A 20,539-nucleotide genomic window follows, 5' to 3' on the forward strand; every position below is an offset into this window, starting at 1 on the left:
CAATGCGTGATAAAATTAAATTAGTTTCTTCAGCAGGTACAGGTTTCTTCTACACTACTGATAAAAACAAGCGTAACATGCCTGGTAAAATGGAGATCAAAAAATTTGATCCTGTAGTACGCAAGCACGTTATGTTCAAAGAGGCCAAAATCAAGTAATAAAACTTGCTTTTGTCTCCACGAAAACCCGGCCTGCGCCGGGTTTTTTGCTTTTCTGGTTACGGCTGACTTAACCTAAACTTAGGATAAGTAGTGTCGGGTAAATGCGGATTTTCTTCGCTATTTAAGCGATTCAAAGGTATAGCTTCATTCTATAAAACATTACACTGAGTGATGAGGAAATGTGCATAAATCATGTACGTTGTAGCTGGATATGCCCTAGCAAAAGCAACCACGATGTGCAGCCCATTTTATTATCTGGTTGCTAAACCAGATAAAGAATAAGCTACTTCGCGAAGAAAATACCACTGACACTAAAATCACTACTTCCCTTTCAGGAACGAGGATAAAGGATGGCACGACTGTCTCAGCGAGCGATGAACAACGTGGTAATTTTTGCCATGTTACTCATGATAGCGTTATTTAATATTGATGCTTTCTTGCCTGCAGCGAAAGAGCCAGCTGTAAGACCGTTGCTGATGCAGGATGATTATGTGTTAAAAATTGAGCAGGGCGATAATCGGCTGGAACGTGTCGGTCAGCAATGGCGACAGACAGCTACGCTTCCTTCTTTACCTGTTTCACCTGAGGATCAACTCCTTGCCTGGCAAAAAGCCATACTGGTACCCACCGCAGTTGAAACGGCAACTTCACCTTATGTGGTAGTAGTTTGGTTAGCGGGTAATGCTAATGGCAATGTGTTTGCGTTTTACCCAACTGATGAAAAAGTTCTGGTTAAACATGATGATCAGTGGTTCACCTTAAAGCCATCTTCTCTGCTTTACACCATGCTACCTTGGAACCCGGAATTGGCAACGTATGAGTAAATTATGCCTGAATTACCCGAAGTAGAAGTGAGTCGCCTCGGCATTACTCCCTGGCTGGTAAATGAAACGATTACCCGCGTAATTGTAAGGGATAGCCGCTTGCGCTGGCCGGTACCACTTGAGCTGTCTCAGGCAGAAGGGCTTCCTATTAAGGCAGTAGTACGAAGAGCGAAATATCTGCTGATTGACATTGGCATCGCTAATATTGTGTTGCACCTGGGTATGTCGGGCAAATTACGCATAGTGGATGCTGCGACACCCACTGTAAAACATGATCATATTGATATTGTATTAGGCAGCGGAAAATGTCTGCGATATAACGATCCCAGACGCTTCGGAGCTTGCCTATGGCAACCGCTGGGAACAACCCTGAAGCAGTTGACTAATCTCGGCCCCGAGCCGCTTACAGACGAATTTGATGGCGAACGTTTGCACATGCTTTCCAGAGGAAGAAAGACGCCGGTAAAAAGTTTCATCATGGATAATGATACTGTAGTGGGTGTGGGTAATATCTACGCCAATGAAGCACTTTTTATGGCGGGAATTCATCCGAAAAGATCAGCCGGTAACATTAGCCGCGAACGGTATAAACACTTAGCGCTCGACATCAAAGCAGTGCTTACCAAGGCTATTGAACAGGGCGGAACTACGCTCAAGGACTTTGCCCAGACAGACGGCAACCCCGGCTACTTTAAGCAACATCTGCGTGTATACGGCCGTACAGGGTTGCCCTGCGAACGCTGTGAAACGCCAATAAAAAGCATGGTGATAGGCCAACGCAATACTTTTTTCTGTTCGGTATGCCAGCGATGAGAGTAGTGCGGTCAATGAGCGGAGGTTATGAGTTACGTTTTAAGCGCTCATATAACGCAGCTTCCACCACTGGATGGCAGAATTCACCTACTCTACCGCGATGTAACGCTACTTCTTTCACCAGCGTAGAAGAAATGAATGAGTTCTCTTCAGATGGCGTTAAAAAAACACTTTCCAATTTCGGGTTTAATCGGCGATTCATATTAGCGAGCTGAAATTCGTATTCAAAATCAGAGACAGCTCTCAGGCCGCGTATCAGAATCGTGGCATTCTGAATATCTGCGAAGTCAGCCAATAGCCCGGTAAAGCCCTGAACTTCTACGTTTGCCAGATCAGCGGTGACTGCCGTTATCATTTCCACCCGCTCTTCCAGCGTAAACAACGGCTTTTTACTCGGATTGGCAGCAATACCCACAATAACATGGGAAAACATCTGCGAAGCACGCTCAATGAGATCGGCGTGACCATTGGTAATAGGATCAAAGGTTCCCGGGTATATAGCGCGTGTGTGCATAACGTGTGGGTTCAAAGCATTAAGTTAATACCCCGCACAGTACCCACAAATCAGGTGAGATGCAACGAGTTGCCTATGCCTGGTAACCCTTCATTATGTTTTGCCAGGCTATCGCGGAGTAATAAAAGGGATTATTTCTAGTGGCTTCTTTTTCCAACGATCGATGCAGTCGCGCAAGGTTTTCCTTTTTCCAGCCACTTCCTGAACGCTGATAGCAGCGGTCAAAATCGATTATCCACACCTGGCAGGCCTGATCCAGCATGATATTACGGATATTGAGATCGTGATGATAAACCTGAGCACCATGTAACTGCGCAATAGCGCATCCAACCTTCTGCCACTGAGCGTCGGTTATTTCACGCTTACATAAAATACTATGCAGATCTTCACTGCCGGGAATCATTACCGTAATAAGATCGGCACGATAACGTAATTTATCTTTAACAACTTGCGCCGCCACAGGCGTTGGAACCCGTAAACCTTTATCGCGCATCGTCTGCAATAAACGAAACTCCATAAACGCGCGAGTATTTTCCAGTCCGGTATAAAGGTAATGATCTTTAACCAGCTTGCCGATTAACCCGCCGCGGCGATAATGACGCAACACCCATTGAGCATCGTCATGTTGAATAAAAAGAGTGGTCCCGCGTCCTTTTGCGTGCCCTAATATCTGCTGACGCTGCGCCCAGTATTCAGGTTTGAAATGCTGCCCAGCCGGCGCCGAAATAAGAGCATCATTAAACACTACATAGTGGCCGCTACTTAAGATTTGCTGTTTTATCATCATACGCCATTTTCTAACTGTAAATTGCGCATTGTAACGAACGAATTTTTTTTTTCAGCTTTAAGTAAAACAATGGGTATTTCCCGCCGATTATGATAATTAAAGAGTAGCCGTTAATCCGATTCAAAGATATATTACTATTAGCTTAAGTAAGACATTCAAGGCAAAACAAGTCATTGTTTTCATGCCAATAATAAATGATTAAACCACATGAAAGGAATGCGCGGAGATGTACAAAAACATCGTGGTGATGCTGCCCAATTATCTGGGAGACGCAGTTATGAGTACACCGTCACTGCAGTTACTCCAGGAATTGCACTCTCAGGCTTCTATCACTTTATTATGTGTAAATAGTGCGACAGCTGAACTGTTCGGCCGAGAAAGTCGCTATCGCGTGCTGCGCGATCCGCGCTCCAGCCAAAGAGCCAAAGGCTTTTTTCCGCTTGTCAACATGCTCAGAAAAGAACGTTTTGATTTAGGTATCTTGTTTCGTAATACATTTCTCGACGCACTGGCTTTCAAATTAGCTGGAGTAAAGCAGGTTGTGGGTTATAAGAAAGAAGGCCGTAGCTTCTTACTGCACCATAAAGAAAAAATGAATAGTGCCCGGCACTACATAAATCACTTCGCACACCTTGTAAACGCGGCTCACGGGAACGAGAAGCGACTTCTTTATTCCACTCAAATAACAGCGCGAGGGGACGCTCTTACATTTTCTACCTCTCTTAGTACCTTCTATGTCGGCATCTATTTAGGGGGAAAGAATAAAGGTGTAAGGCATTACCCTCATTCCTTAGCAATTGAAGCCGTTAAACCATTAATTGAAGCTTACCAACTGCATTTTGTGTTGTTGGGCGATCAACAGGAACGTGAAGATAATGCTAATTTTCAGGTAGCGTTGACTGAGATAGGTGCAGAATCGACCAATCTCGCTGGAGAAACCGATATTCATCGCTTTGTCGACACTATCGCTGCGCTGGACTTATTACTGACCATAGATTCTTCGCCGCTGCACATTGCCGCTGCAGTTAATACACCCGCTGTAGTGTTGGTCGCTGTCGGCACCAGTGCCTGGTCACGGGTGGTACCTAAAACTGCTTTCGGAGAAGCTGTGCTCTCACCGGGTAACTCCGTTCGGGATCAGGATCAGATGAGTGAAATTGATCCTGAAAATGTTACCGCTGCTTTAAAAAGGCAGCTCAATGCACTGATGCAGAAATAAGCAAGCCACTGCATGAATTTGCCTTTAAACCGCGATTATTATCGCCGGAGCCACAACTGTGATAAATTTGGCGAAGAAACAATACCGGCCCCCAAGTAACTGTTGAATATGTCCTTGCAAAAAAAAATCTGTTTAATGCGGCTCTCTGCAATTGGTGATGTTTGCCATGCCGTTGCTATGGTCAATCGAATGCAACACCACTGGCCGGATGTTGAGCTAACCTGGGTTATCGGAAAAACTGAATACCAGCTGGTTAAAAATATGCCCGGTATCCGTTTTGTTATTTTTGATAAAAAGCAGGGTAAAAAAGCTGTTCAGGATTTAAAAGCGGCGCTGGCCGATACCGTTTTCGACGCCCTATTGATGATGCAGGTGGCATTACGCGCCAATATGGCTTCCCGTGTCATTAAAGCCAAACGCCGTATTGGGTTTGACTGGGCTCGAAGTAAAGAATTGCACTGGTTATTTAGCAATCAGCGGGTGCAACCCCATCGGCACGCTCATGTTCTGGAAGGCTTTATGGATTTTGCCGATGCTCTGGGTGTACCACCGGTAAATAATGTGCGCTGGGACATTCCCATAGACAAAGACGCCGATAACTGGGCCAGACAAGAAGCCGACGAGCTGGGGGATTATGTAGTGATCAGCCCTGCGGCCAGTAAGCGGGAGCGAAACTGGCTGCCAGAACGGTACGCAGGCGCGGTGGATTATCTGGTAACCAAAGGGAAAGCCGTGGTGCTGTGTGGCGGGCCAGCTGAATTGGATCGCCAAACCGCTGCAGCAATAGAGCAACATACCAGTAGCATCACCCGAAACTATGTAGGAAATACCTCCTTACATCAATTGCTTGGATTGCTGAAATACGCGTCAGCAGTAATTGCACCCGACACCGGGCCTGCTCATATGGCAACGACCGTAGGCACACCCGTAATCGGCCTTTACGCCCACTCTAATCCTCGCCGCACCGGACCCTATCTTAATCTGAAGAACGTAGTATCGGTATACGACGAATGTATAAAAGAACAAACTGGTAAGGCCTGGCAAGACTTGCCCTGGGGAACGCGAGCGAAAGGAGAGTCATTAATGGCAAGAATTTCTCTTGAGGACGTTCTCACGCAGGTCGATAATGTATTAATGTAATACTATCTTGCCTTAGTTAGGTGGATTCCTCTATCTCTGAGCCGATCACACATCCAGCTGGATTAGTATAAGTGGCGATTAAGCTGCAAATATGTGTGGGTTATCTACACTTACGTAATTAAAGGAGTTTGTAGGATTGCATCTGTCAGGGAGAAATCCCCTTTGATTACAAAGGACATCTATCCAATGTGCGCCAACAGGGTGTGGCCGTTTAGCTATTTCATCTTCGCGGTTTTATTGCTGACCTTACTCCCGGCAGCCGCCAAAGCGGCTGATATTGTAGTGATAGTAAACCAAACGGTGAAAGTTTCTAAACTTACCGCCACTGAAGTGCGTCAAATTTTTACGGCCCGGCAACAATACTGGTCTGACGGTTCGAAAATTTCTGTTTTTGTACTGGATGCCAACTCTCCTGTGCATCAAGCTTTTTGCCGAGAGCAGCTAAAAATGTTTCCATATCAAATAGAGCGTCTGTGGAACCAGATTACTTTTTCAGGTCAGGGCGATCCTCCTACAAAATTAAATTCGCAGAGCGAATTGATTGAAGCGGTACTTAGCACTCCTGGGGCAATTGGCTACGCTCTTGATGATACTCCCGGCCCCCAACCAGAGAACAAGGTGGAAATTGAATGAAGCTGGTAACATTTTCTATTGTTCTATTTGCTGCGTTCGCGTGTCAGTCAAGCCGCGCTGATCCTTTCAGTTGGCACGGCTATATTTCTCAGGGGTTAACGCAGTCGGTTAACAGTAACTTTATTACCGATAATAATGACATTTCCACTTCGCTAACGGAGCTAGGGCTTAACGGACGCTACCGGTTCGGAGCATCATTATCGCTGGTGGGGCAGGTTGAATATTTGGATGGCGGTAATCGTTTTGAACAAGGACTGCGGCTAGATTACCTGTTTCTGGACTGGCGGTTACCTCAGATCGAGAAATGGCAAACCCATGTGCATGTAGGTCGTTTTAAAAATCGGCATTGGCTGTATTCGGCCACGCGTGATGTGCCGCAAACAAGAGCCACCGCAATTTTGCCACAGTCGGTATATTTCGATGGCTTTCGTGATATCGCCCTGGGCAGTGACGGTGTGCTGGTTCAGCTAACTCGCGCCACTACCAATGGGAATTGGGAAGTTAACTGGAGCTACGGCAAAACGCCCCTGAATCAGGCGCAAACCCGCTCTTTTCTTGGCGGTACTGCCATGGGCGAGGCTAATCAGGACTTTGTTCACCAATTTAGTGCGTATTGGCAGCCGCAATCTATGAACTGGCGCTTCGGAGCAAGCTGGTTACAATCCGCTTTCACCTACCATGCAGCACCGGTAGATAATTTGGTAGATGGAGAGGTTGATATTACCCGCGCCATGTTATCAATGATTTATTTCAGTGAATCCTGGGAGTTAAGCGCTGAAGTGATACGGGAGCACCAGCAAGATACCGGCGGTTATGGTCTAAATTACTACAATGAAAGAACCGGGCAGGGTGGCTACGTGCAGTGGCGCTATCTTTTCAATGACAAGTTCAGTGGGTTGCTGAGCTACGATACCTATGTACTGGACAAAGATGATCCAGACGGTACGCAGTTAATGTTAGAAAGTGGCGGTGCTATTCCAGCCTATTTTGGGTATGAAGATACGTACGCTGTAGGCTTACGATGGGACATCGCGCCGAACTGGCGGCTGCAAGCCGAGCATCACTGGGTGGATGGCGCAGGTCGCGTGACCGGACTGCTAAACCCGCGCACGCAGGCGACCACCAAAGAAGACTGGCGCATGTGGGCGTTGCAACTGATGTATTGGTTTTAAATCGATGCAGGTAAAAATGTCCTTCACCACGAAGGTAATGTTAATGCTTCTGGCGATGATGCTCACCGTTACCATAGCCATCAGTGTCATCCTTATCTCCCAATCCACCGCTAATATTGACCGGCAGCATAACGATACGCAATTACGAAACCTGCGGCGTTACGAATTGCTGCAAGGGCTACTGACCAACCGAATGCTACTGTGGGTAGAAACCTTTGCGCAATTCGGGGCTGACGAAACAAGTCAGGAAAACGCATTGGTAGCGGCCATGGAAAAAGCAAAGGAGCCGTTAAACCTTAGCTTACAAATTGACCGTATGTGGTTGTTCAACCCCCAAGGCACATTAATTTCCGGCGAGGAGTCACAATTACCGGGTTACGTGGCGCGCCTGATTCCACTAACGCAACAGCAGTTACGTCCACGGGATGTGGTGGCGTGTGAACAAGCGTGTCGGCACTATTTAAGCGTACCCGTTATGACTGCGAACCAGCATACGGCTGTTATCGTATTGTCCAGCAGCCTGCAGGAGCTTTTTGCGTTATTGTCGCAATCTACCAACGCCAAGAGATTGGCTGTGGTGCGACGATCAGCAGAAGATTCTAATGGTGCCGCAACGATGGAAATTGTGAGTCAGCTTTCTCCCGCCAACACCAGTTACATTAATAATATTCTTCTTGCGCTGCCAGCAACCACAGATGTGAATACGCTGATAAAGAAAGGCATTCGACTTAAAATGCAACGTCAATCTTTATTAGTCAGCTTGTTGCCGTTAGAGCACGCTATTCAGCAGAATACCTACATTCTTTTTGTTCATGACATTACAGCGGATGTCGCGGCGGCTAATTCCTATCAGCAAAATGTGATAGGAAGCGCCATAGGTCTTTTCGCTCTATTTGCGTTGCTAATGTACCTTCTGCTAAACCAGTACCGACAAAAGCTGCTACGGTTAAGCAGGCGATTACCTTTATTAGCTGAGCGCAGGTACGACGATTTTAAAGCCCGCAGCCAGCATACTCTGCTCCACAAGCGCGGCCATCTTACTGATGAACTCGATGTATTGGAGCAAACCGCGACAAACCTGGCTATTCAGCTTGAAGATATCGACAGCAAAATGGCATTAACCACCGCCCAGCTTGAAAATATGGCGATGTTTGACAGCCTGACAGGCTTACCGAATCGAAACATGCTGAACTTCCAAATCGATAAACAAATTGCTGCCAGTGCCCGTGAACCCAAAACTGTCGCCTTGATGTTTTTAGATCTGGATGACTTTAAAAAGGTAAACGACAGCCATGGTCACGAAGTGGGGGATAAGCTGCTTAAAGCAGCGGCAGAGCGTATAGTGAGACCTATTCGCGAAACAGATATTGCCTCACGTTTTGGCGGCGATGAATTTGTGGTTTTGCTATCGCACATTGAGTCGCGCGAAGAAGTAGAAGTTGTCGCCGAAAAGCTGATACAGGCCTTCACAACGCCTATCGAAATTGGTGAGTTACATTTTTATATTTCGGTAAGTATTGGGATTGCCATAACCCAATACGCAGAATCAACAGCGGTTGAGCTTTTACGTAGCGCCGACATCGCTATGTATGAAGCCAAAGCTCAGCAGGGCGCTGCTTACCGTATCTTCGACTCCACCATGAACTTAAAAGTGATGCGCAAAGTAGAGTTGGAAAGCGAAGCGCGCATTGCCTTAAGAGAAGATCATTTCAGCCTTGCACTGCAGCCACAGCTTGATCTAAAAACCCGTAAGCTTGTCGGCTTTGAAGCGCTGATACGTTGGTATCACCCCACTAAAGGTTTTATTTCACCTGCCGAGTTTATTCCGCTGCTGGAAAACACGCCGTTTATGCTGGAGCTGGATTATTGGGTGATTTTCCGGGCTATGCGCTTGCTGAACGAGCTGCGTGCCGATGGCTACCTTAATATAAAAATGGCAATTAATGTGTCGGCTTCTCAATTTGTTGATTCATCTTTACCCAATTATCTGGATCAGCAATTAAAGAAAAACAACATACCGCCGCAGCTGATTGAACTGGAGCTAACCGAAACCGCGCTGGTGCAAGACATGGCAAGAACCACAGAAGTGTTAAAAGCCATTCGCGAAATGGGATGCCTTATTGCCATCGACGATTTCGGTACAGGTTATTCATCACTCAGTTACTTAAAAGCCTTACCGGCTGATTTAATAAAAATCGACCGTTCTTTTATTGCCGGCATGCTGGATAGCCCAGATGATCGCAGCATAGTCTTTTCTACCATATCAATGGTTAAAAATATGGGGCTAACTGTTATAGCGGAAGGTCTGGAGACGCAGGAGCAATATGAACTACTGTGCCACTTCGACTGCCATCAAGGCCAGGGCTATCTCATCAGCCCGCCGATTCCTGAAAAAGACTTATGGTCGGTACTGAACGAAAAGCTAACCGATCAGGTATGGAATACACTGCCGCCAATAAACAGTGCGTCAGTTAACGTTGATTAGCGAGGCTGATCTTTATGCTCGTTGGTGTGGCCGGTTACTGGTGTTTTACCGCTCAGAGGCTTTAAGGGCTGCTCACCTAGCCCAACTACGATATGTAGCGGTTACGTACGCGGCGACCAGAATAGGTTGCTTTGAACAAAACGCGGCCACCAAAGGTCTACAGTTCCTTGCAACTGTTTGTGTTTATTTACACCCTGTTATTCGCTTGCAGACATTAGAGCGAGGAAATGGTGTACCCAAGCCACCCCAATCATTTAAAATGCACGTTTTGAAATTACGGAGAAAGCCATGTCTGAGACATTTATTGCACATTTGCAGCAGCAAATAGCAGGCGTTAAAGAAGAAGGTTTGTACAAAAGCGAGCGTGTGATCACCACCCAACAGCAGGCTGATATAGCCGTGGGGAACGGTGAGCACGTGATCAACTTCTGCGCGAATAATTATCTTGGCCTGGCTAATCATCCGGATCTCGTTGAAGCTGCCAAAAACGGGCTCGATAGCCACGGATTCGGTATGGCTTCAGTACGGTTTATCTGTGGAACCCAGGACATCCATAAAGAGCTGGAAAACAAAATCAGTGAGTTTCTGGGAACGGAAGATACCATTTTGTATCCATCATGTTTTGATGCCAATGGCGGCTTGTTTGAAACGCTGCTTGGGCCTGAAGATGCAATTATCTCCGATGCGCTTAATCATGCCAGCATCATTGACGGCGTGCGCTTATCCAAAGCCAAGCGCTATCGCTACGCCAACAACGACATGGAATCGCTGGAAGACCAGCTTAAACAGGCAACCGCCGATGGCGCACGGTTTAAGGTTATCGCCACTGACGGCGTATTTTCCATGGATGGCGTTATCGCCAATCTTAAGGGCATCTGCGATTTAGCCGATAAACATGATGCATTGGTGATGGTGGATGACTGCCACGCCACTGGCTTTTTGGGCGAAAATGGCCGCGGAAGTCATGAATATTGCGATGTGATGGGGCGGGTAGATATTTTAACCGGTACCTTAGGCAAGGCGTTAGGTGGTGCGTCTGGCGGCTACACGGCGGGTAAAAAAGAAATTGTAGAGTGGTTACGTCAGCGTTCACGCCCATATTTGTTTTCCAATTCTGTTGCGCCACCTATTGTTTCTGCATCATTAAAAGTGTTCGACATGATGGCAGAGGGGCACGCGTTGCGGGAACAGCTATGGAAAAACTCTGCCCATTTCCGTCAGCGTATGGAAGAAGCAGGCTTCACATTGGCCGGGAAAGACCATGCCATCATTCCGGTTATGCTGGGCGACGCTCGTCTTGCCAGCAAAATGGCTGACAAAATGCTGGAAAAAGGTATTTATGTTGTCGGTTTCTCTTACCCTGTTGTGCCCAAAGGACAAGCTCGTATCCGCACACAAATGTCAGCAGGACATACTCTTGAACACGTTGATAAAGCCGTAGATGCGTTTATTGAAGTGGGGCGTGAATTAGGAATTATTGAATGAAGTCGTTAGCAAAATTACATAACAAGCCGGGCATTTGGATGCATGACAGCCCGCTGCCTGAAGTCGGTCACAACGACTTGCTGATTAAAATTCGCAAAACAGCTATCTGCGGTACGGATATGCATATCTACAACTGGGACGAATGGTCGCAGAACACCATTCCTGTTCCCATGGTGGTAGGGCACGAATACGTCGGTGAAGTGGTGGGTATGGGCGAAGAAGTGCGCGGTTTTGCCGTTGGCGATCGTGTGTCTGGCGAAGGCCATATTACCTGCGGACATTGCCGCAATTGTCGTGCTGGCCGGCGCCATCTTTGTCGTAATACTTCAGGCGTGGGTGTAAATCGCCAGGGCGCATTTGCTGAATATCTGGTGATTCCGGCGTTTAACGCCTTTAAAATTCCCGATAACATCAGCGACGATTTAGCCTCAATTTTCGACCCATTTGGTAACGCTGTTCATACTGCCCTTTCTTTTGATCTGGTGGGCGAAGATGTACTGATCACCGGAGCCGGGCCCATTGGTATCATGGCCGCTGCCGTTGCCCGCCATGTAGGTGCCCGTCACGTAGTCATTACCGATATCAACCCCTATCGTCTGGCGCTTGCAGAGAAAATGGGCGCCACCCGGGCTGTCAATGTGAATGACACTAAGCTTGAAAGCGTAATGAAAGAACTGGGGATGACCGAAGGTTTTGATGTGGGGCTGGAAATGTCCGGTGTTCCCGTTGCATTCCGCGATATGCTCGATAAGATGAATAATGGTGGAAAGATTGCTATGCTGGGCATTCCACCATCAGATGTTGCCATTGATTGGAACAAGGTTATTTTCAAAGGGCTGACCATTAAAGGTATTTACGGCCGGGAAATGTTTGAAACCTGGTACAAAATGGCGAGTCTGCTACAAAGTGGTTTGGACCTGTCGCCAATTATTACCCATCGTTTTGCTGTCGATGACTTTCAAAAAGGTTTCGATACTATGGGTTCCGGCGAGTCAGGCAAAGTTATCCTTAACTGGCAGGAATAATGACAGATTTTCAACATATTGCTGTACCTGATGTTGCAGCCAAGCAAGCTTCCATGAAAATTGTAGATATTCGGGATAGGCAATCTTTTGCCAACGGCCATATGCCTGATGCACTGCATCTGTCGAATGATAATTTTGCGGCCTTTCTTGAGCAAACGCCTAAAGATATGCCGGTGGTGGTAGTGTGCTACCACGGCATCAGCAGTCAGCAGGCAGCAAGTTTGATTTCTCAGCAGGGGTTTGAGGAGGTTTATAGCATGGATGGTGGCTTTGAAGCCTGGAAACTGGCGCAACCTGTGGTGACTGAAAACACGTGACAACTCCACTGATTTCAATACGTAATGAATCTTACGCACATCTATTGGCGAATTATTTAACCAGCCGGGGAATGCCCGCCCAGGTTCAGTCGCCGGTAAGCAGCGGCGAGTACGTGGTGTTGCTACAGGAGCAGAGCGATATAGACGCGGCTCGTGTTGTTTGCGACGATTTTATTCGCCAGCCAAATCACCCAAAATATCAGCAAGCCGCATGGCAAAATGGCGAATCAGTTATTTTAACCCGCGGGAGTGGTTATAGCTTCGCAGGTCTTATGCGCTGGGGTAAATTAGCGCCTCTGACGGCATTAGTGTTATTCACCTGCACCGCTATCTTTGCGTTATCGCTACTCGGGTTATTTGAACCCTTGGCGCGGGTATTAATGATGCAGCCGCTTCCGGTGCTAATGAATTCCCACGAATGGTGGCGCTTATTAGGGCCTGCTTTCATTCACTTTAGTGCACTGCATTTTATTTTTAATATGCTTTGGTGGAGCATGTTGGGCAGCCAGATAGAGCAAAAGCTAGGGCTATCTATGTTACTGCTGGTGTTACTGATTTCCGCCATTGTTTCAAATGTGGCGCAAGTCGTAGTCTCCGGGCCAGCGTTTGGTGGATTATCCGGTGTGGTTTATGCGCTGCTTGGGTTTATCTGGTGGATTGGCTGGTTAAAACCTGGCTGGGGGCTGGCGCTCCCCAAATCAATCATCGGCTTTATGCTGGTGTGGCTGGTCATCGGTTATGCCGATCTGTTGTGGGTAAATATGGCGAACACCGCCCATACAGTAGGTTTGATCAGCGGCTGCGCGCTAGCAGGTATTCTTTCTGTGGGATCAGACCGGCGTGGACGCGCGCAATCAACCTAGCTGATGCTGATAGTTTAGCTGAGTTAACTTTGGTAAAGGTATTTAGTAAAAATAACGTCTTTTACTACTTCCGAACCGGTTTCTTCTTTCATTAAGGTTTGCAGAGCTGTAAGAATAGCTCTGCGAATTTCTTCTCTTCCGGTTAAAGATTTTACTTTATCTCCAGTCTGTGCACCTAAAATTTCAATGGCAGTAGCACGAAGCAGTGGCATGTGGTGTTCTGCAATTTCTAACTGATCGACATTGTTAATCATCAGCTCAATGGTCACACGTATATAGCCAAGCTTGCGGGCTGAAGCGCCAATATAGTTGGTCACAATTTCCGGTTCAACGCCAATGTAAGCGTAATTATCCTTCGCCTGAGCGAACGCAGGAGAAGAGGACACTAAAGTGATAACAAGTGCACAAGCCGAAGCCAGTCGAAGAAAACGCGTTTTCATGATTGCCTGTAAATGAAGTTAGCCGGTAAAAGGTGACGTTGCACAGTGTAGCAAAGACTTCCTATTAAACACTACTTCTTAACGCTTCAACTGAATTTGTCAGCTTTGAAGGTGGGCGAGATGATGTCAGCAATGTTAAGATAATCCCTAAAATAATTGGGGCGCATTCACCGTTGGAATTACCGTATGAGTTTCCGGTTGGTTTAGATGTCAACTGGACGCCAGCATCAGAAGCTGAAATTCATGATCCTTATTTAAGAAACTGGTTGCTCGATACCGGCTCCTTAACAGAACGGCTGCAGTCCATGTGCAGACGCTTTTCGTTAGTTAAATTAGGCCAGGGCACAGTGGCATTACATAAAAGCGAATCTAAGCGTTTAGAGGTTGCTGATGAACGCGGTTGGCAAGTCAGAGAAGTTGTGTTGTGTGGCGATGACAAACCGTGGGTGTTTGCCCGCTCTGTCATTCCCAATTCCCTTATAAGTGGCGAATTAGCCAATCTGGGATCCTCGCCGCTCGGTAGCCGACTATTTAATGATGCACGATTTACCCGCAGCGAATTCGAGGTTTGTCACTTTGCTGCCGACACGCTACCTCGCCTGCCTTTATTTGCTAGCTCGCAGCCGCTATGGGGAAGGCGCTCTTGCTTCCGGTTAGAGGGAATATCAATGATGGTCGCAGAATTGTTTTTAGCTGATGCCCCAGCATATCAGGCAGGCTTTCGTCATGGAAAATAGGTTATCGTTCTCCAATATGCAAGGGTATATCCAGCTGATGAGGCTGGATAAGCCTATCGGGATTTACCTGTTATTATGGCCGACGGTGTGGGCGCTGATAATTGCTGCTGGTGGTGTGCCAGATATAGGCATTACGCTGATATTTGTGGCGGGTGTAGTACTAATGCGTTCAGCTGGCTGTGTAATTAACGATTATGCAGATCGACGAGTTGACGGTGCGGTTAAGCGAACCGAGAGCCGCCCGCTGGTATCCGGCCAAGTGAGCGAAAAAGAAGCCTTACAACTTTTTGCCTTACTTGTTGGTCTCTCCTTTTTGCTGGTTTTACTGCTTAACTGGCAAACCATTTTTCTATCGGCAGGCGCGTTGCTGTTAGCCGCCTGCTATCCTTTTATGAAGCGTTATACTTATATGCCTCAAGCTGTATTAGGCGCGGCATTTGGCTGGGCGATTCCCATGGCATTTGCTGCCACACTAGGCTATGTGCCTTATTGGGGATGGCTATTATTTATCGCCAACGTCACCTGGACGGTAGCCTACGATACTTTTTACGCAATGGTAGACAGAGACGACGACGTAGTAATCGGCATCAAATCCAGCGCCATTTTGTTTGGGCGCATGGACAGACTTATTGTTGGCATATTACAGTTGCTGACGTTAGCGTTATTAGGCGCAATTGCCATTATCATTCATTCAGACTGGCCGGTGTATATTGCGCTTGTTGTCTGTGCCGGATTATTCGTTCAGCAGCAGTACCGCGTACGCCATCGCGAGCGCCAAGCCTGTTTTAAAGCCTTTTTAGACAACCACTACGTAGGTCTGACATTTACCATAGGACTTCTCGCAGACACCGTGATGTCTGCTGCGTAGTTCGCCCTACAACGGCGGTGTGGTTTTGGTGGCTTTTGCTTGCTCTTCAAGCTCAGCCAGGCGCGCTTCCATGGCATCAAGCTTTTCGCGAGTGCGAATTAGTACCTGGCTTTGCACGTCAAATTCTTCGCGGGTGACTAAATCAAGTTTAGCAAGCTGAACCTGCAGCACCTGCTTAATTCTGCCTTCCGCACCTTCTGCCATCGAACGCACGCCAGGAGGAACGGAGGCTGCAATTTGTTTCGCTAATTCTTCGAGTTTCTTCGGATCAAGCATGGTTTTCCCTTATAATGCGCTACGGTATTTTCTCATTCTAAAGAGATAGCCTCGACATGCAACGAAAACCGCAATTCGTTTGTAACCTTCTGCTAACCCGGTACCCAAATTCATGAAATTAAATGATGCACAACAATCGGCAGTCACCTTTGTTTCCGGACCATGTCTGGTACTGGCTGGTGCAGGTAGCGGCAAAACGCGGGTTATTACAAATAAAATTGCGTATCTGGTTCGTGAATGTGGCATGCCCGCACGACAAATTGCTGCAGTGACCTTTACCAATAAAGCCGCCAGAGAAATGAAAGAGCGGGTGGCGCAAACCTTAGGTAAAAAAGAGGCTCGTGGACTAAAAGTTTCCACATTCCACACGCTTGGTCTGAATATTATTAAATCTCACGTAAAAGACCTTGGCCTAAAGCCCGGGTTTTCGTTGTTTGATGATAAAGACTCAATGGCACTGCTTAACGATTTAACCTCTGAAACCTTAGATGGCGATAAAGATCAGCTGTCTTTGCTACAAAGCTGTATATCAAACTGGAAGAACGATTTACTGCTGCCCGACACATTATTAAAGCAAGTCTTCAGCGGTGGTGAAAAAGAATTTGCAGAGGTGTATCAGCAGTATCAAAATCATCTGCGTGCCTACAACGCGCTGGATTTTGACGATCTCATCCTGTTGCCAACATTATTATTAAAAAACAGCCAGGCGGTGCGTGATAAATGGCAGAACAAGCTTCGTTATCTGCTGGTGGATGAATATCAGGATACCAATACTTCTCAATATGAACTGGTAAAATTACTGGTAGGGGAGCGCGCACGTTTTACTGTGGTAGGGGATGACGATCAATCGATATATTCCTGGCGCGGAGCCAGACCACAAAACCTGCATTTGCTGCAACAGGATTTCCCGCGCTTAAAAGTGGTTAAGCTTCAGCAAAACTACCGGTCTTCCGGGCGTATTCTGCACTGCGCGAATATTCTCATACAGAATAATCCCCACTTATTTGATAAAACCTTGTACTCCGAACTGTCCTATGGCGAGCCGTTGCGGGTAATTGTGGCGAAGAACGAAGAACATGAAGCCGAGCGGGTTGTGGCGGAATTACTTGCGCATAAATTTATGAACCGCACCAACTTTAAAGATTACGCAATTTTATACCGTGGCAATCATCAGAGCCGGTTATTTGAAAAATTGCTGATGAGTAACCGAATTCCTTACAAAATTAGCGGCGGTATGTCGTTCTTTGGCCGCAGCGAAGTAAAAGACATTATGGCTTACCTTCGCCTGTTGGTTAATCAGGACGATGACAATGCGTTCTTGCGTGTGGTAAATACGCCCAACAGAGGCATTGGCCGCGCGACGCTTGAAAAACTAGGCAACTTTTCAAATAGCCTCAACGTCTCCCTTTTTGCTGCCGCCACGCATCCTGGTTTGGGCAGTGTACTGCCAGAAAGTGCTTACCAAAAGGTGGCGGGTTTTGGCCGCTGGATAGTGGAACTTGCCGATAACGCTGTGCGCGGCGACACCAAAATAGCACTTCGCACCATGATTAAATCAATGGGCTATGAGGAGTGGTTATACGAACACAGCGCCAGCCCAAAAGCGGCAGAAATGGGCATGGCCAATGTCAGCACGTTATTTGGCTGGGTTACCGATATGCTGGAAGGTAACGAGTTGGACCCGCCGATGACGCTACAGGAAGTCGTCAATCGCCTTATTCTTCGCGACATGATGGAACGCGGTCAGGAAGATGAAGATGCTGATCAGGTTCAGCTTATGACGCTGCACGCTTCCAAAGGACTGGAGTTTCCCATCGTGTTTTTGGTAGGCATGGAAGAAGGATTATTGCCGCATCAAAGCAGCGTAGATGAAGATAATGTGGAAGAAGAGCGGCGGCTGGCTTATGTGGGAATTACGCGAGCACAGCGAGAACTTATCTTCAGTTTGGCTAAAGAACGGCGCCAGTACGGGGAAATTCTTCAGCCCGAACCCAGCCGGTTTCTATATGAACTTCCGTCAGATGATATTGAATGGGAATCGCAGAAGAAAAAAGAATCTCCCGAAGAGCGACAGAAAAAAGGTCAGGCAAGTATTGCCAATCTTCGTGAAATGCTGGGCAAAAGTTGATTTTGGGATTTGATTAACCAGCGAGCTTCTTAACAGAAAGCGGGCGGGATTCGCTTAACACTTTACCTTGACCATAGGTGCAGTCGATTTCCGTTAACGCTGCAAGTTGTGCCTTGGCGTCTACGCCTTCGGCAATGACTTTAAACTTCAGATGTTCTGAAATCAGCATCACCGACTGAATTAACTTTAGATTTCGCTGGGAGCGCGGCAAAGATTTCACGAACCTGTGATCAACCTTGATAAAGTCGAACGGATAAGCAAACAAATAACTCAGCGACGCTAATCCGCTGCCGAAGTTATCCAATACCAAAGTAATGCCAGCGCGTTTTAACTTCTTAATGGCCGGAAGAATATATTGCGAGCGCCGATTTAAATCGTTTTCGTCAAATTCAAATACCAGTTCATCCGGCGACACGCCGCTGTCATCAATAATGGTAAGCATCTTATTTACCAATGACGACTGTAGCAGGTGGTTTATGGAAATATTTACCGCTATTTTGCTGGGTCGTTCTGGCACTGTGCGCCAGGTTGATAGCAAATGGCAGGCTCTGGTTAGCTGAAACAGATCTAAATCCAGGGTTAAGCCGCTTTGTTCGGCAACCTGCCGAAACTGCTTACGCCCAACTTTGCCAAAATCAGGGTGTTCCCAGCGTACATACATTTCATGATAAAGCGCTTGCTCGGTTTTAAGATTAAGCACCGGCTGCATATAACATTCAAATTCTTCTTCGCGCAGCGCTCTACGAAACTCATTTTCCAGCTCAAGCTCTTCCAGCAGGCGCTCACGCATACTTTTGTCAAACATGACAAAGCGGCCGCGCCCCAGCGTTTTCGCCTGATACATGGCAGCATCGGCATCTCGCAATACTTCGTCGGCGCTGCGATAATAGGTTTCTAAGTGCGCAATGCCGATACTTGCGCCGGAATACATTTCTTTTTCTTCCAGCAAAAACGGATCAGATACCGCATCAATAATTCGTGAAGCCACATCTTCTACATCCGCAACATCTTCGAAGTGATCCAGCAGCACAACAAACTCATCGCCTCCCAGCCTGGCGATCAAATCGTGCCCGCGTATGCAAAGGGAAATACGGCGAGCAACTTCAATAAGAAATTCATCGCCAGCATGGTGGCCCAGGGTATCGTTAATTACCTTAAAACGGTCCAGGTCGATGAACAATACTGCAAAAAGGTTTTCTGGATACCGCTGTTTACTGGCGATGGCCAGTTCCAGCCGGTTAGTGAACATGGCGCGGTTGGGCAAATCGGTTAAGGTGTCGTGATGGGCGTCGTGAATGAGTTTCAGCTCTATTTCTTTACGCTCTTCAATTTGTTGCTTAAGCACCTGATTGGCTTTGTCGAGTTCCTGCGTGCGCTCCTGCACTCGCTCTTCAAGCTGTAAATTATATTGTTGAATGGCTTCGGTGCTACGCTTGCGCTCCATGGCAACGGCAATGTGGTGAGATACAAACCGCAATAGCTCTAAATCCCGAGCAGTATATTTGGCCAGCTTACCGTAAGTTTGTACCCCAATAACACCGGATATTTCGCCATCTACCACCAGCGGCGATCCCAGCCAGGAGTTGGCGCTATTCAGCATCCCCTGGGCAACGGTAACATCTATTTCACCAGCTTCAGCCAGTTCCAACACGCGAGACGGGTTAATCAGCTCCGCCTGGCCGGTGCGCAGAACAAATTCGGTTAATCCTAAACCTAAAGGACGCCGCTCTTCATTAGCATGTACGGCATCACTAAAATAAGGGAATTCAAGATATTCACGAGAGTCATCCAAAGTGGCAATAAAGCAGTTCGGGGCGCTTATCAGCCGCGCTAGAATCTCATGCAGGCTACTGTAGAAAGCACTCATATCGCCTTCCAGATTCGCAGCCAACTCTGAAATTTCGAACAGCGCCTGTTGTAGCGATTCAACTTTCTGGCGCTCTAGAATCTCTTCCTGTAAATCATCATTAATTTTTCGTAACTGACGAGTACGGTCACGAATGGTGCGCTCGGTTAACTCACGGCTTTTCACCCGGTCTACCGTGGTCACAATATGCTGAGAAACGAACAATAAAACTTCTAAATCTTCATTAGAATAATCGACGTCTTCATCATAGGTTTGAACAACCATAGCGCCAATAACCTGCGAACCTCGTTTAAGCGGCACACCTAAAAAATGATGAGGGATAGAGCCTACCACGCGTACGCCGGTTTCCTGTTCAAAGGTAGCGGTTTTCTCTTTGGGTAAAAATACATGATGGCCGGTGCGTAGAATATAACCGGTGATCCCGTCCATAAGTTGCTCAGCGGGAACCTGATTGATGGCTTGCTCATCGAATTCATCGACGAAATAGGCGAAATTCACAAGATTGACGTCACGTTCATAAAACGCGACAAAGAAATTATCGGCAATCATAAAGTCACCGATAATTTCATGTATAGCAGAATACAGCCGACTTAAATTACTTACAGAACTGGCTAGCTCAGAAATATCAAACAGCGCCTTTTGCACTCGCTCGGCACGTTTGTATTTATCTGTGAGCTGTTGTAACTGAGGAATAAGTTCGCGTAACTCTTCCTCCGACAACTCATACTGCGTAGAGTCTGATGACATTACTATAGCCAGATTGTAAACAGGTGTTTAGTTATTAT

Annotated in this window: 20 protein-coding genes; 15 read left to right on the forward strand and 5 right to left on the reverse strand. The window is 47.0% G+C overall.

Features of this window, described 5'->3' with window-relative positions; genetic code table 11:
* Nucleotides 1–2 precede the first annotated feature (2 nt).
* The 3 genes from rpmG to mutM all read left to right on the forward strand — a co-directional run bounded on the left by rpmG (nt 3) and on the right by mutM (nt 1,798).
* On the forward strand, nt 3–158 hold the full coding sequence (gene rpmG, locus CA267_RS09670) for a 50S ribosomal protein L33 (protein WP_013786148.1): 156 nt from the start codon (nt 3–5) through the stop codon (nt 156–158).
* Between the two features lie 353 nt (nt 159–511).
* Nucleotides 512–985 carry a hypothetical protein gene (locus CA267_RS09675; RefSeq protein ID WP_075607677.1) on the forward strand — a complete coding sequence of 158 codons (474 nt, stop codon included), beginning with the start codon at nt 512–514 and terminating at the stop codon, nt 983–985.
* 3 nt (nt 986–988) lie between these two features.
* Entirely contained in the window at nt 989–1,798 is an 810-nt protein-coding gene (gene mutM / locus CA267_RS09680) for a bifunctional DNA-formamidopyrimidine glycosylase/DNA-(apurinic or apyrimidinic site) lyase (protein ID WP_075607676.1), read from the forward strand.
* A 25-nt stretch (nt 1,799–1,823) separates the two neighbouring features.
* On the opposite strand, the gene coaD is transcribed toward mutM, so the two are convergent.
* Both coaD and CA267_RS09690 read right to left on the reverse strand, forming a co-directional pair.
* Entirely contained in the window at nt 1,824–2,312 is a 489-nt protein-coding gene (coaD, locus tag CA267_RS09685) for a pantetheine-phosphate adenylyltransferase (protein ID WP_075607675.1), read from the reverse strand.
* 73 nt (nt 2,313–2,385) lie between these two features.
* The gene (locus tag CA267_RS09690) at nt 2,386–3,099 is read right to left on the reverse strand and encodes a 3-deoxy-D-manno-octulosonic acid kinase (RefSeq protein ID WP_075607674.1); all 714 of its coding nucleotides are present in this window, start codon (nt 3,097–3,099) and stop codon (nt 2,386–2,388) included.
* Between the two features lie 226 nt (nt 3,100–3,325).
* On the opposite strand from CA267_RS09690, the gene CA267_RS09695 reads away from it, so the two are divergent.
* From CA267_RS09695 to glpG, 9 genes are all read left to right on the forward strand, one after another.
* On the forward strand, nt 3,326–4,318 hold the full coding sequence (locus CA267_RS09695) for a glycosyltransferase family 9 protein (protein WP_075607673.1): 993 nt from the start codon (nt 3,326–3,328) through the stop codon (nt 4,316–4,318).
* A 108-nt stretch (nt 4,319–4,426) separates the two neighbouring features.
* Nucleotides 4,427–5,458, forward strand: a complete 1,032-nt coding sequence (locus CA267_RS09700) for a glycosyltransferase family 9 protein (protein ID WP_075607672.1) — start codon at nt 4,427–4,429, stop codon at nt 5,456–5,458.
* A 162-nt stretch (nt 5,459–5,620) separates the two neighbouring features.
* Complete coding sequence (locus CA267_RS09705; RefSeq protein WP_139316213.1) at nt 5,621–6,091, forward strand: substrate-binding domain-containing protein; 471 nt, start codon at nt 5,621–5,623, stop codon at nt 6,089–6,091.
* Nucleotides 6,088–7,263, forward strand: coding sequence for a hypothetical protein (locus CA267_RS09710; RefSeq protein WP_075607670.1), 1,176 nt, complete (start codon nt 6,088–6,090; stop codon nt 7,261–7,263). The genes CA267_RS09705 and CA267_RS09710 overlap by 4 nt, the downstream gene beginning before the upstream one ends.
* 16 nt (nt 7,264–7,279) lie before the next feature.
* The gene (locus tag CA267_RS09715; protein WP_232367532.1) at nt 7,280–9,748 is read left to right on the forward strand and encodes a putative bifunctional diguanylate cyclase/phosphodiesterase; all 2,469 of its coding nucleotides are present in this window, start codon (nt 7,280–7,282) and stop codon (nt 9,746–9,748) included.
* A 288-nt stretch (nt 9,749–10,036) separates the two neighbouring features.
* Complete coding sequence (kbl, locus tag CA267_RS09720) at nt 10,037–11,233, forward strand: glycine C-acetyltransferase (RefSeq protein WP_075607669.1); 1,197 nt, start codon at nt 10,037–10,039, stop codon at nt 11,231–11,233.
* The gene (gene tdh / locus CA267_RS09725; RefSeq protein ID WP_075607668.1) at nt 11,230–12,258 is read left to right on the forward strand and encodes an L-threonine 3-dehydrogenase; all 1,029 of its coding nucleotides are present in this window, start codon (nt 11,230–11,232) and stop codon (nt 12,256–12,258) included. Before kbl ends, tdh begins: the two co-directional genes overlap by 4 nt.
* Complete coding sequence (gene glpE / locus CA267_RS09730; RefSeq protein ID WP_075607667.1) at nt 12,258–12,575, forward strand: thiosulfate sulfurtransferase GlpE; 318 nt, start codon at nt 12,258–12,260, stop codon at nt 12,573–12,575. Before tdh ends, glpE begins: the two co-directional genes overlap by 1 nt.
* Nucleotides 12,572–13,438 (forward strand): rhomboid family intramembrane serine protease GlpG, encoded by an 867-nt coding sequence (glpG, locus tag CA267_RS09735; RefSeq protein ID WP_075607666.1) that lies wholly within the window; start codon nt 12,572–12,574, stop codon nt 13,436–13,438. Before glpE ends, glpG begins: the two co-directional genes overlap by 4 nt.
* 23 nt (nt 13,439–13,461) lie before the next feature.
* Here glpG and CA267_RS09740 read toward each other — a convergent pair whose 3' ends face one another.
* Entirely contained in the window at nt 13,462–13,878 is a 417-nt protein-coding gene (locus tag CA267_RS09740; RefSeq protein ID WP_075607665.1) for a flagellar basal body-associated protein FliL, read from the reverse strand.
* A 173-nt stretch (nt 13,879–14,051) separates the two neighbouring features.
* Here CA267_RS09740 and CA267_RS09745 point away from each other — a divergent pair, with 173 nt between their 5' ends.
* Both CA267_RS09745 and ubiA read left to right on the forward strand, forming a co-directional pair.
* Nucleotides 14,052–14,615, forward strand: a complete 564-nt coding sequence (locus CA267_RS09745; protein ID WP_075607664.1) for a chorismate--pyruvate lyase family protein — start codon at nt 14,052–14,054, stop codon at nt 14,613–14,615.
* A complete protein-coding gene (gene ubiA / locus CA267_RS09750) occupies nt 14,605–15,483 on the forward strand; it encodes a 4-hydroxybenzoate octaprenyltransferase (protein ID WP_075607663.1) in 879 nt (292 codons plus the stop codon). Before CA267_RS09745 ends, ubiA begins: the two co-directional genes overlap by 11 nt.
* A 6-nt stretch (nt 15,484–15,489) precedes the next feature.
* Here the strand turns inward: ubiA and ubiK are convergent, their stop codons facing one another.
* The gene (gene ubiK, locus CA267_RS09755; protein WP_075607662.1) at nt 15,490–15,759 is read right to left on the reverse strand and encodes a ubiquinone biosynthesis accessory factor UbiK; all 270 of its coding nucleotides are present in this window, start codon (nt 15,757–15,759) and stop codon (nt 15,490–15,492) included.
* Nucleotides 15,760–15,871: 112 nt separating this feature from the next.
* Here ubiK and rep point away from each other — a divergent pair, with 112 nt between their 5' ends.
* A complete protein-coding gene (rep, locus tag CA267_RS09760) occupies nt 15,872–17,887 on the forward strand; it encodes a DNA helicase Rep (protein WP_075607661.1) in 2,016 nt (671 codons plus the stop codon).
* A gap of 13 nt (nt 17,888–17,900) precedes the next feature.
* Here the strand turns inward: rep and CA267_RS09765 are convergent, their stop codons facing one another.
* Nucleotides 17,901–20,501, reverse strand: a complete 2,601-nt coding sequence (locus CA267_RS09765; RefSeq protein WP_075607660.1) for a sensor domain-containing diguanylate cyclase — start codon at nt 20,499–20,501, stop codon at nt 17,901–17,903.
* Nucleotides 20,502–20,539 lie beyond the last annotated feature (38 nt).

This window comes from Alteromonas pelagimontana, from assembly GCF_002499975.2.
Classification (GTDB): domain Bacteria; phylum Pseudomonadota; class Gammaproteobacteria; order Enterobacterales; family Alteromonadaceae; genus Alteromonas; species Alteromonas pelagimontana.

Coding starts and splice junctions, on each gene's coding strand:
- rpmG (WP_013786148.1), top strand. CDS start 3: ATGCGTGATAAAATTAAATTAGTTTCTTCAGCAGGTACAGGTTTCTTC.
- CA267_RS09675 (WP_075607677.1), top strand. CDS start 512: ATGGCACGACTGTCTCAGCGAGCGATGAACAACGTGGTAATTTTTGCC.
- mutM (WP_075607676.1), top strand. CDS start 989: ATGCCTGAATTACCCGAAGTAGAAGTGAGTCGCCTCGGCATTACTCCC.
- coaD (WP_075607675.1), bottom strand. CDS start 2,312: ATGCACACACGCGCTATATACCCGGGAACCTTTGATCCTATTACCAAT.
- CA267_RS09690 (WP_075607674.1), bottom strand. CDS start 3,099: ATGATGATAAAACAGCAAATCTTAAGTAGCGGCCACTATGTAGTGTTT.
- CA267_RS09695 (WP_075607673.1), top strand. CDS start 3,326: ATGTACAAAAACATCGTGGTGATGCTGCCCAATTATCTGGGAGACGCA.
- CA267_RS09700 (WP_075607672.1), top strand. CDS start 4,427: ATGTCCTTGCAAAAAAAAATCTGTTTAATGCGGCTCTCTGCAATTGGT.
- CA267_RS09710 (WP_075607670.1), top strand. CDS start 6,088: ATGAAGCTGGTAACATTTTCTATTGTTCTATTTGCTGCGTTCGCGTGT.
- CA267_RS09715 (WP_232367532.1), top strand. CDS start 7,280: ATGTCCTTCACCACGAAGGTAATGTTAATGCTTCTGGCGATGATGCTC.
- kbl (WP_075607669.1), top strand. CDS start 10,037: ATGTCTGAGACATTTATTGCACATTTGCAGCAGCAAATAGCAGGCGTT.
- tdh (WP_075607668.1), top strand. CDS start 11,230: ATGAAGTCGTTAGCAAAATTACATAACAAGCCGGGCATTTGGATGCAT.
- glpE (WP_075607667.1), top strand. CDS start 12,258: ATGACAGATTTTCAACATATTGCTGTACCTGATGTTGCAGCCAAGCAA.
- CA267_RS09740 (WP_075607665.1), bottom strand. CDS start 13,878: ATGAAAACGCGTTTTCTTCGACTGGCTTCGGCTTGTGCACTTGTTATC.
- ubiA (WP_075607663.1), top strand. CDS start 14,605: ATGGAAAATAGGTTATCGTTCTCCAATATGCAAGGGTATATCCAGCTG.
- ubiK (WP_075607662.1), bottom strand. CDS start 15,759: ATGCTTGATCCGAAGAAACTCGAAGAATTAGCGAAACAAATTGCAGCC.
- rep (WP_075607661.1), top strand. CDS start 15,872: ATGAAATTAAATGATGCACAACAATCGGCAGTCACCTTTGTTTCCGGA.
- CA267_RS09765 (WP_075607660.1), bottom strand. CDS start 20,501: ATGTCATCAGACTCTACGCAGTATGAGTTGTCGGAGGAAGAGTTACGC.